Source organism: Actinoplanes flavus (assembly GCF_017592555.1).
Lineage (GTDB): Bacteria > Actinomycetota > Actinomycetes > Mycobacteriales > Micromonosporaceae > Actinoplanes > Actinoplanes flavus.
Map to the genome: position 1 here is coordinate 195,234 of NZ_JAGFNS010000005.1, position 14,871 is coordinate 210,104.

10 protein-coding genes are annotated in these 14,871 nt (G+C 73.9%); 8 read left to right on the forward strand and 2 right to left on the reverse strand.

Annotation, left to right across the window (positions count from 1 at the left end):
* The first annotated feature begins 21 nt into the window (after positions 1-21).
* Positions 22-2,259, forward strand: a complete 2,238-nt coding sequence (locus tag J5X75_RS09755) for a putative bifunctional diguanylate cyclase/phosphodiesterase (protein WP_208467003.1) — start codon at positions 22-24, stop codon at positions 2,257-2,259.
* Here J5X75_RS09755 and pglX read toward each other — a convergent pair.
* On the reverse strand, positions 2,202-5,117 hold the full coding sequence (gene pglX, locus J5X75_RS09760; RefSeq protein ID WP_208467004.1) for a BREX-1 system adenine-specific DNA-methyltransferase PglX: 2,916 nt from the start codon (positions 5,115-5,117) through the stop codon (positions 2,202-2,204). The two genes, J5X75_RS09755 and pglX, sit on opposite strands and share 58 nt — an antisense overlap.
* Before the next feature lie 58 nt (positions 5,118-5,175).
* Between pglX and J5X75_RS09765 the strand changes: the two genes are divergently transcribed.
* Both J5X75_RS09765 and J5X75_RS09770 read left to right on the forward strand, forming a co-directional pair.
* Positions 5,176-6,972 (forward strand): thiamine pyrophosphate-requiring protein, encoded by a 1,797-nt coding sequence (locus J5X75_RS09765; protein WP_208467005.1) that lies wholly within the window; start codon positions 5,176-5,178, stop codon positions 6,970-6,972.
* 24 nt (positions 6,973-6,996) lie between these two features.
* Positions 6,997-7,512 carry a vWA domain-containing protein gene (locus tag J5X75_RS09770; RefSeq protein ID WP_208467006.1) on the forward strand — a complete coding sequence of 172 codons (516 nt, stop codon included), beginning with the start codon at positions 6,997-6,999 and terminating at the stop codon, positions 7,510-7,512.
* A 334-nt stretch (positions 7,513-7,846) separates the two neighbouring features.
* Here the strand turns inward: J5X75_RS09770 and J5X75_RS09775 are convergent, their stop codons facing one another.
* Positions 7,847-8,968, reverse strand: a complete 1,122-nt coding sequence (locus J5X75_RS09775; protein WP_208467007.1) for a hypothetical protein — start codon at positions 8,966-8,968, stop codon at positions 7,847-7,849.
* An 81-nt stretch (positions 8,969-9,049) separates the two neighbouring features.
* On the opposite strand from J5X75_RS09775, the gene J5X75_RS09780 reads away from it, so the two are divergent.
* The 5 genes from J5X75_RS09780 to J5X75_RS09800 are packed head-to-tail and all read left to right on the forward strand — an operon-like array spanning position 9,050 to position 14,848.
* Positions 9,050-9,787, forward strand: a complete 738-nt coding sequence (locus J5X75_RS09780) for a vWA domain-containing protein (RefSeq protein ID WP_208467008.1) — start codon at positions 9,050-9,052, stop codon at positions 9,785-9,787.
* The gene (locus J5X75_RS09785) at positions 9,774-10,694 is read left to right on the forward strand and encodes a protein phosphatase 2C domain-containing protein (protein WP_208467009.1); all 921 of its coding nucleotides are present in this window, start codon (positions 9,774-9,776) and stop codon (positions 10,692-10,694) included. The genes J5X75_RS09780 and J5X75_RS09785 overlap by 14 nt, the downstream gene beginning before the upstream one ends.
* Positions 10,691-11,830 (forward strand): protein kinase family protein, encoded by a 1,140-nt coding sequence (locus J5X75_RS09790; RefSeq protein WP_208467010.1) that lies wholly within the window; start codon positions 10,691-10,693, stop codon positions 11,828-11,830. The genes J5X75_RS09785 and J5X75_RS09790 overlap by 4 nt, the downstream gene beginning before the upstream one ends.
* Complete coding sequence (locus J5X75_RS09795) at positions 11,820-14,456, forward strand: hypothetical protein (protein WP_208467011.1); 2,637 nt, start codon at positions 11,820-11,822, stop codon at positions 14,454-14,456. The genes J5X75_RS09790 and J5X75_RS09795 overlap by 11 nt, the downstream gene beginning before the upstream one ends.
* Positions 14,456-14,848, forward strand: coding sequence for a hypothetical protein (locus J5X75_RS09800; protein WP_183221881.1), 393 nt, complete (start codon positions 14,456-14,458; stop codon positions 14,846-14,848). The genes J5X75_RS09795 and J5X75_RS09800 overlap by 1 nt, the downstream gene beginning before the upstream one ends.
* Positions 14,849-14,871 lie beyond the last annotated feature (23 nt).

Consider the following 14,871-nt stretch of genomic DNA (forward strand, 5'->3'; position numbering starts at 1 on the left):
GGGCCACCGATAGGTCCTGGCATGTGGTGGCTCGCCGGTGTCCTCGTAGGTGTCGAGGCGGTCGTCTGCGTTCTGTCCGACCTCGGTTCCGGCATCGGTGACCATCCGGTCGCCGGGGTGCTGCTCATCGCCGCATACCTGATCCCCGGCCTGCTCGTCGCGGCCCGCGCGCGCCGCGGCGAGCCGGCCTGGGCGTTCCTGGCGGCCGGAATGATCGCCTCCGCGGGTGGCGACCTCTACGCGTTCCTGCGGATACGCCACCTCGACCCGGAACCGCTGGTGACCTGGGCCGACGCGCTGTGGCTGTCCTTCTACCCGGCTTTCGCGGTCGCCCTCGCGCTGCTGCTGCGCCGGCGACTGCCCCGGCTCGGCGCCGCCGCCTGGCTGGACGGAGTGATCGCCGCGACCGCGGTCGCCGCCCTGGCCTCCGTGCCGGTGCTCGCCGCCGTCGAACCGGCCCCGCACTCCACCACGCTCGGCGTCGTCGTGAACGCCGCCTACGGGCTGTCCGACATCGCCGTCACCGGCTTCCTGCTCGGCGCGTGGGCGCTGTGCGGGTGGCGCGCCGACCGGGTCCTCGGGCTGCTGATCGCCGGGATGGGCCTGTTCGCCGCCGCCGACACGGCCGACACCATGCTGCTCTGGCAGGGCGCCGACGTGCCCCAGTCGCTGGAGCTGCTGTGGATCACCGGGCTGCTCGTGCTCGCCGCGGCCGCCTGGCAGCCGGCCCGCCCGACCGCGACCACGCGGCCGCGTGTCTGGCTCAGCACCGCCGTACCCGCGGTGTTGGCCGTTCTTTCTCTCGGTCTTCTCGTCGTCGCGGCGCTCAACGAGCGGTCCGTCGCGGCGGTCAGCAGCGTGCTCGCCGCGACCGCGGTGACCGCCGCGATCGTCCGGATGATGGTCAGCGTCCGCACCGCCGAGCAGGTGGGCGCGGCCCGCCGGCTGGCCCGCACCGACGAGCTGACCGGCCTCGGCAACCGGCGTCACTTCATCGAGCGCCTGGACCGTGAGCTGGCCGCCACCGGCGGGCCGCTCGCCGTGGCCTTCGTCGACCTGGACCGGTTCAAGGAGGTCAACGACAGCTTCGGCCACGACGTCGGGGACAGCCTGCTCCGGCTGGTCGGCATCCGGCTGCACGCCGTGGTCCGCGGGCCGGTCCAGCTGGCCCGGCTCGGCGGCGACGAGTTCGCGCTGCTCATGCCGGGGATGGGCCGCGACGACGCGGCCGCCGTGGTGAACCGGCTGCTGAGCACCCTGCGGGAGCCGTTCCGGCTGCCCGAGGTGGACCTGCACGTCGACGCCAGCATCGGCATCGCGGTCCGCCCCGACGACGGCGCCGACCGCTCCACCCTGCTGCGCCGCGCCGACGTGGCCATGTACGCCGCCAAACAGGGCCACGGCGGTCCGGTCTTCGCCACCGGGCTCGACGACCACGCCCGCGCCCGCCTCACCATGCTCGAGGAACTGCGCGCCGGCCTGGACCGCGGCGAACTGGTCCTGCACTACCAGCCCAAGGTCACCGTCGGCGCCGACCGTCGGGTCGTCGGCGTGGAGGCGCTGGTCCGCTGGCAACACCCGGTCCGCGGGCTGGTCTTCCCGGACGCGTTCCTGCACACCGCGGAGAGCGCCGACCTGATGGGCCGCATCACCGGGGTGGTGCTCGACCTCGCCTGCCGGCAGAGCCGCGCCTGGCACGATCAGGGCCTCGCCGTGCCGGTCGCGGTCAACCTGTCGGTGTCCAACCTGCGCGACCCCGCCTTCCCCGAGCAGATCGCCGCGCTGCTGGAGCACTACCGGCTGCCCGCCTCGGCACTCGAACTGGAGGTCACCGAGAGCGTCCTGATGACCGACGCCGGCAACGCCCTCAAGCTGCTCGGCACGCTGCGCGACCGGGGTGTGCGCCTGGCCGTCGACGACTACGGCACCGGCTACTCCAGCCTCAGCTACCTCCAGGTGCTGCCGGCCGACGACCTGAAACTGGACCGCGCCTTCGTGAGCCGCTGCGACACCGACCCGCGCAGCGCCGCCATCGTGCACAGCACCGTCCAGTTGGCGCACAGCCTCGGCATGCGCATCGTGGCCGAGGGCGTCGAGGACGACGGGATCCTCGACCGGCTGCGCGAGTACGGCTGCGACTACGCCCAGGGGTACGGGATCGCCCGCCCCCAGGACGCCGCCACCACCACCGCCTGGCTGGCTCAGTCGCCGGGGGTCAGCCCGGAGACGGGCCGCAGCGCCGTGCCGAACCTCGTGTAGTTCGCCTTCACCCCGTCGTCCAGGTCGATCTCCGGCGGCCGGGCGGCCAACGCGGACAGCGCCCCGTCGCGAGCCCCCGTCCGGGCGAGCACCGCCGCCACCGTCGACGGCCGGTAGCGGTGCAGGTAGATTAGCGACGCCGTCGGGCCGGCGAACAGCCAGTACACCGGCCGCCTGCGATACCGCCGGACATGGTCGGCATAGAACGCCCGCCCGAGATAGCCGCGCAGATCCGGTACGCCCAGCGTGGCGGTGACGAACCGCAGATTCTCCCCGACGTGCTCGCCGCCGAACGCCACCCGCAGGAACTCACGGAACCGGACGTCGATCTCGTCGGCGGTGAGCACGTTCTCCGCCACCGGCCGGTACGACGGCCGCGGCACCCGCGCCAGATAGTCGTCGAGGGTCGCGCCCTGGTCACCGAGGACCAGACCGGGCACGTCCAGGCTGTACCGGCCGAACATGCACCCGACCGCGTACGACACCAGGTCGGCGACGCGTTCCCGCACGTACCGCCGCCGCTGCTCGGCCTCCGCCAGGCCGGCGCCGAACCGGAAGGCCGGATTGCCGGACAGCGTGATCCGCTCCAACGGCACCTCGGCGCCGGTGCCGTCCAGCCCGTACGCCGCGGCCACCGCCCCGTTCACCCGGGTCTCCAGCGCCCGCGCCCGCGCGGCCGCCGCCACGTCCCGCGCGAACGCCGCACCGACCGCGTCCCCGACCCGTCCCGGACCGCCCGCGACCAGGTCGAGCGTGGTGAAACCCCAGGACGTCTCGCGCGAGTCCCAGTCGGCGCGGTGCAGGTCCACCAGCTCCCGGACATCCGCCAGCGCCCGCTCCGGCACGTCGGCGACCGGCAGCCGGGCCAGCGTGCCCACCTCGAAGTTCAGCGTCGGCGAGGTGGCGGCCAGCATGTCCCGGGCGACCGTGGAGTTGCAGACCGCCGCCAACCGCAGCAGCTCCCGCTCGGCCGCGAAGATCGACGTGCCGGCCACGTCGAACACGAACCCGGGCGGATACCAGCGGAACGCCGGCGGCCCGGTGCCGACCTTCGACCACGACAGCGAGGGCCGGAAGTAGTAGGCCGTGTTCTGCGCCCGCGACCGGGGCCGCCCCGGCCCGGCGCCGAACGACCGGATCTCCGCGCCGTCGTCGCGCCAGTTGACCACGAACTCCTGGTTGCCGTACCAGCGGCGGAAGTCGCCACCCTTGTTGTACGGGAACCAGGTGCGCCCCGACGCGGCCGCCTCCGCACGCGACATCCCGAAACCGGTCCGGCTCGCGCTCACCTCGTGCCACAGCCGTACGAAGCGGCCGTTGTCGGCGGTCGCCAGCCCCTGCCGCGGCTCGCCCGTCGCGGACAGCGGGCGGCCCACCGCGAAGGCGCGCAGCATCGGCTCCGGCAGCCAGTACGCGATCGGCGTGCCCGGCACCCGCCCCAACCGCCCGGCCGTCGCCGCGTACACCGTCCGCCGGCCGGCCACCGCCTCCCGGAACGCGGCACTCATCGCCGCCTCCCCGCGCTCCTCGACGAGCCGGACGAAGCCACCCACGAGATCCGGCTGCGCCACGTTGACCAGGACGAACGCCGTCGTGGCGACCACCTCCCCGGCAATCGCGTCGAACGCCCGGGCGCCCAGGTGCGCCATCGTCACGATCGCCCGGTCGCGCAGCAGATTCGTCCGCAGCGCCGCGTACGACCGCAGGAACATCCACGACTGCATGGTGATCATCGCGATGAACGCCCGGGGCACCGCCAGATCCGCGCACCGTTCGAGGAACATCGCGCACAGGCCGGTCCGCGAGTCCGGGTACTCCCGGCGGGCGAACGCCGACAGCACCGCGTCCATGTTGCCGTGACCCAGGTACGGCGGGTTCGCCACCACCACGTGGTACCGCGACGACAGCACCTCCGCCTGCGCCCGCACCCGCTCCGCCCGCCGGCGCAGCCCCGGATCCGGCACGGCCACCGGCTCCGGCGCCGGGCCCGGCCGGATCAGCGACCCCAGCGTCCCGGCGTCGGCGAACGCGTTCCAGAACACCGCGTCCCCGCCCAGCGACGCCACCTCGGCCGGGGTGAACGACACCGGCTCCAGCACGTGGATCCGCGGCGCGACCGGCCCGCCGAAACCCCGCGACCGCGCCTTCATGGTCAGTGCGAACACGGCCAGCGCACCGGCCGCCGGGTCGATCTCCACGCCGGCCAGGTTGTGCGCCAGGATCAGGCCGGGGATCTCCGCCGACGGATACCCCTCCTCCTCGTAGATCGCGTGCAGCAGATCGAAGGCGTACGTGAGCAGGTGCCCCGAACCGCAGGCCGGATCGATCAGCCGGATCTCCTCCGGGCCGGCGATCTTGGCGTACGACGACGGCTCCCCGGCCGGCAGCGGCAGCAGGTACGGCATCCGCGCGGCCAGTCCCGAGGACGGCCGGTTCAGCAGCCACAACCGGCCCAGCGAGTTCTCCACCAGGTACCGGGCGATCCAGTCCGGTGTGAACAGTCGCGTGGCGGCCGGGATCTCCGCGGCGCCGGCCTTCCGGTTCCGGGTGAACCCCGCGAACACCTCGTCCTTCTGCCCGGCGGTGAAGAACTGGTACAGCCAGCCCACCACCTCCACGTCCCGGCACACCTCGGCGGTGAGGACCTCCGCGACCCGCAGCCGAACCGGCTCCGGCGCCTCGGTCCCGTCGTCCCCCGGGAACGGCCACAGCGGAAGATCGACGCCGTCGACGTCGGCGAACCGGCGCGCCACCACCCGCAGGAAACAGGCGCGAGCCGCCGGCTCGGCCAGGCCCGCGCCGATCAGGACACCCCGCGCCCAGGACGCGAGACCTCGCAGTCGAACGACGTCGGTCACCGGTCAGTGGCTCTCATCGGGCGAGAATACAACTCCGTCCGGCGGGTAGCCGGGATCCATGACGGAACAGCGCACAGTCTCCGACGTGGTGGTGCAACGGCTGCTCGACTGGCAGGTGGAGCGGGTCTTCGGCTACTCCGGCGACGGCATCGACGGCGTCATCGGTGCCCTGCGCCGCGCCGGGAAGCCGTCGTTCGTGCAGGCCCGGCACGAGGAGTCGGCCGCGTTCATGGCGGTCGGGCACGCCAAGTACACCGGCCGTGCCGGCGTCTGCCTGGCCACCCAGGGGCCCGGCGCCGTACACCTGCTCAACGGCCTCTACGACGCCCGGCTCGACTCCCAGCCGGTCGTCGCGATCGTCGGCCAGCAGGTGTCGACCGTCCTCGGCAGCGCCTATCAGCAGGAGATCGACCTGGTCCGGCTCTTCGGCGACGTGTGCGCCCAGTTCGTCCAGGCCGCCTACACCGCGGAACAGGCGCCGATGCTGCTCGACCGGGCCTTCCGCACCGCGCTCGCCACCCGCAGCCCCACCTGCGTCATCCTCCCGCACGACGTGCAGCAGGCCGCCGCGCCCGACCCGCGAGCGCAGGAGCACGGCGTGCTGGTGACCAGCCCCGGGCTGCGCCCCGCCCGGGTGCTGCCGCGACCCGGGGACCTGCGGGCCGCCGCCGGGGTGCTCACCGCCGGTGAGCGGGTGGCGATCATGGTGGGCCAGGGGGCGTACGGCGCCGAACCGGAGATCCGCGCGCTCGCCGAACGCCTCGGCGCCGGAGTGACCGCGTCCCTGCTGGGCAAACCGGTCCTCGACGAGACCCTGCCCTACCACACCGGAGTGATGGGACACCTCGGCACGACCGCCAGCGACCAGCTCATGAAAAACTGCGACACGCTGCTGCTGATCGGCACCAACGACCCGTGGACCGAGTACTACCCGAAACCCGGCCAGGCCCGCGCCGTGCAGATCGACATCGACGGGCGGCGGCTCGGCATCCGCTACCCGGTCGAGGTGCCGCTGCTCGGCGACGCGGCGGAGACCGTACGCGGCCTGCTCGACCTGATCCCCGAACGCACCGACCGCGCCTGGGCCGGGCGCGTCGAGGAGTGGACCCGGCGCTGGCACGCCATCGCCGCGTCCCGGGCCGCCGCCCCCGCCGAACCGCTCAACCCGCAGCTCGTCGTCCGGTCGCTCACCGAACGGCTGCCCGCCGACGCCCGGGTCGCCGTCGACGTCGGCTCGGTCGTCTACTGGTACGCCCGCCACCTGCGCCTGCCGCCCGGTGTGCCGGCCCACCTGTCCAGCACCCTCGCGTCGATGGGGTGCGGGCTGCCGTACGGGACGGCCGCCAAACTCGACGACCCGCACCGGCCGGTCGTGGTGCTCACCGGCGACGGCGCCATGCAGATGTCCGGCCTCGCCGAACTCGTCACCGTGGCGAGCCGCTGGCGGGACTGGGCCGACCCCCGGTACGTGATCTGCGTGCTCAACAACCGCGACCTCGCCGAGGTGAGCTGGGAACAGCGCGAGACCGAGGGCGAACCCCGCTTCCCCACCTCCCAGGAGCTGCCGGACGTGCCCTACGCCCGCTACGCCGAGCTGCTCGGCCTGCACGGCATCCGGGTCACCGCCCCGGACGAGCTGCCCGCCGCCTGGCAGACCGCGCTGACCGCCGGCCGGCCCACCCTGATCGAGGCCGTCGTCGACCCGGCCGTCCCGCTGCTGCCGCCCGGCCGCCCCTACGAGCAGGTGAAACCCATGTACCAGGGTCTCGCTGCGGAGACCGGCCGTCCCGCTCGCCGGGCCGAGGACCACCTCCGCCGGGAACGCGCCGACGAGGGCTACCACGACCCCACCTGACACCGCCGTCCGTCAGGTTCTGACGTGGCCGTCGTCTACCTGCTGCTGGACGTGTCCGGATCGACCGTGCGCAACGGCTTCCACCAACGGGCCGCCCAGGCGCTGCCCGCCGTCGTCGACCGCATCGAACGCGCCCGCGGCGACCAGGCCTGGCTCGGCATGGTGACCTACGCCGACCAGGCCGCCCTGCTGATCCCGCTGACCCGGGTCACCGGCCTGCACCACCTGCCGGTGCCCCGGCCCGGCGGCTTCAGCTCCCTGGCCGCCGGGCTGCGGATGCTCGCGAGCTGTACCGCCCACGACACCGACCAGTTGGCCGCCGACGGTTTCGCCACGCCACGGCCGATCGTCGTGATCGTCGCCGACGGCCTGCCCACCGACCGGGACACCGACGTGCTGGCCGCCCGCGCCGCCCTCGACGCCGACGTGCACGCCCTGCTGCCCGGTCACGTGCCGGCGCTCGCCGCCGCCGGCCTCCGCGCCACCCTCCACCACCACGGCCCCGAGCACCTGCCCGACCTCCTGGAAACCCTCCTTTAACCCCATTTCCGGTACGCCTACGCGTCCCGCCGGAGGAGGGCGGCGACCCAGCTGCCGGGTCCCGCATGTGCCGCCCGCGCCGGGCGTAGATCGGTGGTCCAGCCGGCCCTCAGCGCTGCCTCACCCCCGTTGATCAAGCGCTGGCAGCCAGCCGAGGTTCTTCGGCTGGCTGTCAGGGCTGTTTCGGGGCGGTTGAGACAGCTCTGGGAGCCGGCTGGACCACTGATCTACGCCCGGCGGGCGCGGCACGGGCGGGAGTGGGCAGCTAGGTCGCGTGGCGGGGCGGGACTGTCCGGAAAGGAGGGGGACGGGGTCGCGCGTACCGGGAAAGGTGTCAAAGATCTTGAAGGGTCGCGGGGCCCAGGCGGGGCACTTCGGCGTGGGAGTCGAGGGGCGCCGTCCACGTGCCGGACGGGCCGGCCACCAGGAGCAGGTCGCGGGTCGCGGCGATCGCGTGCGGGGCGCGGGCGAAGCGGGCCACCCCGGCGGGATGGTCGACGCTGCGCCACTGGCGGGCGCCGTCCAGGTCGTAGGCGAGCAGGTGACCGGCCACCGTGTACGCCAGCAGCCACCGCCCGGCCAGGGTGAGCGTCGCCAGGCGGGCCGGCGGAGCGACCGGCGTCCAGCCGCCGATGCCGGTGGCCAGATCCCAGCGGGCGTATGCCGTCGTGCCTGCCTCGGTGAGCGCCGCGAGCCACACCGTCCGCTCCGAGCCGGCGGCCGCCGCCAGCGCGGTCAGCCGTTCACCCGACGGCGCGGGCGGCACCGCGAGCGACGACGCGCCACCCCAGTCGCGCAGTGCCGCATGCTCGATCCGCACCCGGTCCGGCGTCCAGAAGACGTCCACCGTGCCGCCGTCCGGGCAGACCGCGGCCAGCGGATAGCGCACCTGGCCGGCGGTCGCCACGACGCGCGGTTCGTCGCCGGTGTCGCGGTGGCGGCTCGGGTCGTCGTCGGCGGCGGTGGGCAGGCGGCGGGCGAACACGCCGCCCGGGCCGGTCCACAGCACGTGGCCGCCGGCGACCGCCACGTCCCGTGACGTCGCGCCGGGCGGGGAGGCCACCCGCCGCCACGCCCCGGCGGTCCCGGTGAAGACGCCGGAGCCGGTCACCAGCGCGAGCACCGGGCCGTCGCCGAGCGCCACCGCGGCCGGCGGGCCGGGCGAGTCCGCGGACCCGGCCGTGTCGTCGCCGGACCAGGCGGCCAGCAACTGCCCGGCGATGTCCGGGCGCAACCCGGCGTACCCGGTGAGCCGGTCCCGGGCCTGCTCGGCGTGCCCGCCGGCGAGCAGCTCCGGCACCCCGGCCCGGGCCGCGGCGACCAGCAGGGCGACGGTCCGCTCGTCGCCGGGCAGCAGATCCTCCAGGGCGCGGGCCAGCCGGTCCGGCTCGGCGGCCAGCGACGGGTCGTAGCGCAGAGCGGTCCCCAGGGCCGAGGTCGCGGCCGAGACATCCACCGATGTTCCTCCTGTCCGTCAGTTAACGGCGAGCGGAGATTACCGCCGCTCGAAGGTTTTCCGGGGACGAGAGGAAGTCCGATGACCACATCCGCGACGGACACCCACGGCGACGACCGGCTATTGGTCCTGCCCTTCTACATCGTCGTGGACGTCTCGCTGTCGATGAGTGTTCCGCAGGGCGGTGACAAGTCGGCGATCCAGGCGGCCAACGAGATCCTGCCGACCGTGATCGACGGCATCGAGGCGTCGCCGACGCTGGGCGACGTGGTTCGCCTCGGCGCCGTCGACTTCTCCGACGACGCCCGCGTCGTGCTGCGGCTCGACGACGTGCGCAACGTCAACCCGATCCCGCAGTTCACGGTGCGTGGCGCCACGTCGTACGCGGCCGCGTTCCGCCTGCTGCGCCAGGAGATCGAGAAGGACTACGCCCAGCTGCGCGGCGACAACTACAAGGCGTACCGGCCGGCGGTCTTCTTCATCACCGACGGCGAGCCCACCGACGACCAGGCCGACATCGTCGCCGCCTACAACGACCTCACCGACCCGTCGTTCAAGCTGCGGCCCAACCTCATCCCGTTCGGCGTGGGCACCGCCACCAAGGACCAGCTCGACCAGTGGGTCTACCCGAAGGAGGGATCCAAGAAGCCGATGCGCAGCTACGTGATGCGGGACGGCGCCGACCCGGCCAAGGCGATCACCAAGGTCGCCGAGATCCTGCTGTCGAGCGTCATCGCCTCCGCCCAGTCGGTCAGCGAACAGGGCAGCGCCGGCGGCTTCGTGCTCGACGACGAGGACCTCGACAGTGACTGGAACTGAGGTCGCCTGGGCACGGCACCCCAACGGGCGGTGGATCGTCGGCGACGCCGGCAACCAGCCGTCCGTGGTGGCCGTGCCCCCGGTCCTGGTCCGCCGCCGCCCGGACGTGACACTCGACGGCGGCCGCGTCGGCATGCTCGACTACCGGGCCGCCAGCCTGCGCGGCATCGGCCATCTGGAGACCGGCAAACCCCGGCAGGACTCGTACGTCGTGACCGTCACCCGCGACGATCACTGGCTGGTCGGCTGCGTCGCCGACGGGGTGTCCGACGGCCGCATGTCACACCGGGCCGCCGACCTGGCCTGCGAGAAGCTCGCCGCCGAGCTGATCGACGGGCTGGCCGCCGGCCCGGCCGCCGACCTCGACCGGCTGGACTGGGCCGCCGGTGTGGCCGGGGTCAACGCCGCCATCCACAGGGAGTTCCTGCACACCGCCAAGGTGGAGGAGGCCGCCCTCGCCGACGTCCGCACGCTGATGTCCACCACGGCGGTCGCGTTCGCGGTGGCCACCCAGGCGGACGCCGACGGGACCCACCGGGCGGTGATCGCGTCGCTGGCCGGCGACTCGGCCGCGCTGGTCCTCGACGGCGACGGCTGGCGCCCGGTCACCGCCGTCAAGGGCGAGGGCGAGGAGGTGGCCTCGAACGCGGTCCGGCCGCTGCCCCGTGAGGTGGAACCGGAGCCGGTGACGCTGACCCTGCGGCCCGGCGACGTGCTCGCGGTGATCACCGACGGCATCGGGGACCCGCTGGGTGGCGGCGGTGGGGTGGTCGGCCGGTTCCTGGCCGAGCAGTGGGCGGAGCCGCCGGACACCATCGAGTTCGCCAACCAGGTCGGCTTCTACCGCAAGACCTTCATGGACGACCGCACCGTGATCGCCGTCTGGGTCGCCCCGGAGCCGACATGAGCGGGGATCCGGACACCGTCGTCAAGGGGGTGCTCGGGCGGCTCGACCACCTGGGCAAAGGCGGTACCGCGGTGATCTACCGGCTGCCCGGCTTCCAACTGCCCGGGCACCCGCCGCTGGTCTACAAGGAGTACAAGGAGCGGACCAGGGCGATCGCCGGCCCCGCGCTGAAGCGGGGCCTGCTCGACCTGGTCCGGCGGCGGCTCGCCATGACCGACCAGCAGCGCGCGGCCTGGGACAGGTGGGTCACCTGGCCGCTGCGGGTAGTCGTCGACGGCGACGAGGCGTGCGGCATTCTCCTGCCGCTCATCCCGGCCGCCTACTTCCAGGACCTGCACACCCGATCCGGGCAGCGGCGGCGGGTGCCCCGCGAGGTCGACATGCTGTTCGGCGACACCAAGGACATGGCCCGCGTCGGCCTGCCCGCCACCAGCGGAGAGCAGCGCCGCGCGGTCGCCGTGCAGATCGCCCGGGTGTGCGCCCTCACCCACCACCGCAACGTGGTGCTCGGCGACATCTCCGGCCGCAACATGGTGTACGACGTGAGCGGTCCCCGGCCCCAGGTGATGATCATCGACGCGGACGCGGCCCGGGTCGAGGGCAGCCGCGGCGCCTTCGGTGGCCAGCCGCAGACCCCGCATTGGGAGCCGCCCGAGGCGCTGCTCGCCGCCTCGCAGCTGCGCGCCGCCCGCAAGCGTGGCGACCAGAAGTCGATCAACACCCTGCTGCCGCGGACCACCGTGCAGAACCGGGCCACGGACGTCTACAAGCTCGGGCTGATGCTGGTCCGGGTGGTCGACCACGGCCGCGGCAAGGCGGTCAACCGCAAGCCGGAAGCCGCCCTGCGGATCTTCCGCCGGGCCTGGGGCAGACCCGCCGCCGAGCTGCTGGAACGCGCGATGAGCGGCAGCCCGGACGACCGGCCCAGCGCCCGTGAGCTGTACGAGTCGATGCGGCCCGGCGGTCCACGCCCGTCCCGGCCCCCGGCGCAGCCACAGCCACAGCAACAGCCGTCGGTCCCGAAGCCACGCCCGCCGGACCCGCCGACGACCGGCGCCGGTCCGATCGAGAACGGCAAACGGGCCGGATCGTTCGTCTTCGTCGAGGGCCGGGGGTGGGTACGCGATGGCAGATGACCCGGGCAGGTGGTGCCGTGCCTGCGGGACGACCGCCGGCACCGGCACCGGGAACTGCGTCGCCTGCGGCGCCGACCTGGCCGCCCCGGCGACCGGGGACGCCCGCATCGGACAGGTGGTGGTGCTCCCCGGACTGTTCCTCACCCGTACCGGGATCGTCGTGGCCGCGACCGGCGACACGCTGTCCGTGCTCGGCAAGGGTGACCAGCCGAACAGCGTCGGCGCCGCCGAGTTCGCCGGGATGCGCCGCGTCGACGTCCCCGGACCGCCGGTCATCGGCGAGGCCGGCCGGCTCTGGTCGGCCTCGCACGCGGCCGGCACCGGCGCTATCAAGGCGTCCTGGAACGACGCCCGCCTCAAGTCGTACGCCGACGACGTGGCCGGCCGCGACCTGGGCCGCCGCCGCGCCGCCGCGGCCGACGCCATCGCTCTGGGCCGGCAGTTCTGGCTGCCGCAGGCCAAGCTCACCGAGACCGAACTCTGCTGGTACCAGGCCCGTCAGGCGGCGCTGCGCGGCGACCTCGGCCAGATGATGGCCTGGCTCGCCAAACTGCCGGCCGGCCGGTACGCCGTCCGGATCCCGCTGCTGCTGAGGCACACCGCCGGGCTGCTCGCCGACAGCGGCCTCGCCGCGCAGGCCGCCGCCCAGCTCGCCCCGTTCGAGGACGGCCACCCGGACGCCCGCGCCCTGCGCCACGTGCTCGACCCGGAGGCCGGCGCCGACCTGATCCCGGTCACCGTCGCCTACGCCGCCACCAGCCCGGTCCCGAAGGCGGTGGCCGCCGCCGAGCGGATCCGGGACCGCCGCCGCATCCCGATCGAGCCGTACGCCGGCCCGAACATGCGGGCACTCGACGCCTACTTCGCGGGCCTCGCCGGAACCAACCTCGACCAGTACGCCGGACTGCTCACCGAACTGCCCGAAGCGCTGCTCGACGACCTGGTCGACGCCCGCGCCCTGACCAAGGTGGACGCCGACGGCACCGCCCGCGGCGCCTACCTGCGATGCCGGCTGCACCCGGGCCGGGTCACCCCGGACGAACTGGCCGCCGCCGGGTACACCGCCGAACAGGCCCGCCGCCACTACCTGGCCCGCGACGCCGACGCCCTCGGCGCCCTCGACGGCACCGACCCCGCGGTCGGCCACTACCGGGCGCTGCTCGCCTTCGTCCGGGACCGCGACCGCGGCCACGCCGACGACCTGTGGCCTCAGACCCGTGCCCTCGTCGACCTGATCGACGGCGGCGGCGAGGTCCCGGAACAGCTCGCCGCCGACCGGTCCGCCTGGCCCCTGCTGCGCGACGCCGCGCTCCAGGGCCGGATCACCGTGCCCGAGCACGTCAGCACCGCCCACCCCGACTTCGCCGCCTGGTACGGGCTGTGCCGCCTCACCCGGCTGGTCTACGACGGCGACTGGGAGGGCACCGTCCGGCTGGCCCGCGCGATCGGCCGGGCGGCCCGCGGCGGGCCGCTGGCCGATGAGGTCGCGAGCCTCGTGGCGTACGCGAAATGGCAGCTCGGCGACCACGACGGCGCGCTCGCCGCGCTCGACACCGGACCGGCCGCCCGGTTCCGTGCCGGTCTCACCCTGAACGCCTCGGTGATCGCCGCCGAGAAGGGCTCCGCGGCCGCGCAGGAGCCGCTGGTCCGGCTGGCCCGCGAGGCTCCCGACCAGCGGCTGCGCAACGGCGCGCTGATCAAGGCGCTGGGGTTGTGGATCGCCGACGACGCGGTCACCGAGTACCCGCCGGAACTGGCCACCCTGGTGCACGGCCGGCTCGCCGAGCAGATCGACGACGACGACTTCTTCCTCGACCTGCTCAAGTTCAGCGCCAACAACGACGCGTCCTGGGTGGCCGCCACCCCCGCGATCCGCGCGACCGGCTGGAATCAGGCCGACATGGTGCGCTACTTCCAGACCCGTTGCCGGATCCTCGAGGAGCACCGGCCGGAGACGTTCTCCGACCTGGCCGAGGCGCTGTCGCAGATCTGGCGGCGCGACCCCCGCCCGGAGTGGCAGGCCCGGGAGCGCGACTGGTTCGCCGACCTGCTGCTCGACCTGGTGCACCGGGACTTCGGCGAGGCGGCCGGCCTGGCCGGGGTGATCGAGATCCTGCTCGACGGCGGCGTCCTGGAGCAACGCGAACGGCTGATCCTGGCGATGCAGGCCGGCGGGCACCTGGCCATGGGCCTCGGCGACGACCAGGATCTGCGGCCGGAGTCGGAGAAACGGTTCCTGTTCGATCCGGCGTACGAGTTCCTGCGCGTGCGCGACGAGTTCCCCGAACCGGTCCGCGAGGCCCTCGCCGAGGAGCTGGGCCGCTGTCTGGGCGTCGCCGCGTTCGCCGTCGGCAACGCCATGTCCCGCGCCGTCGACAACCTCGGCGACCAGTACAACGAACTCGTCGAACGGCGCAGCTGGGACCGCAGCAACGACTGGCAGCTGTCCCGGATCCAGTTGGAGCTCCTCGACCACATGCAGACGGTCGTCGACCGGATGCGCGCCTACCAGGTGCTGCTCGTCCAGTTCCCGCTGGACGGCCCGATGACCGAGATCCCGGACATGCTGCGCGGTCAGGCGGACGCGCTCGCCGGACAGGTCGACATGCTCCGGAGGGACTTCTGATGGCCGACCGCAACCCGTACGTCATCCTCGGCATCCCGTTCGGCGCCGGCCGGGAGGAGGCCAACCTCGCCTTCGCCCGCCGGGCCCGCCCGCTGCGCCGCCTCGGCGCCGAGGGCCGCGACCGGATGACCGAGCTGACCTGGGCGCTGAACCAGATCGACGAGGCCATCAAGGAACCGGACACGGTGCTGTGGCTCTACCGGATCCCGCACGACCCGGCGGTGCTCGCCCCGAGCGGACCGGGCGAGTTCGCGCCCAAGCCCCGGCCGATGGCCCGCCGCAGCGGCGACAGCGGCCCCGGCCTCGACGCCGTGCAGCGGGCCGCCGCGCGCGAACACCTGCGCCACCTCGTCCTCGACCGGGCCGGCCGGACCGCGATCCCGGCGCCCTGACCCACCCGCATCCGAAGGGAAGA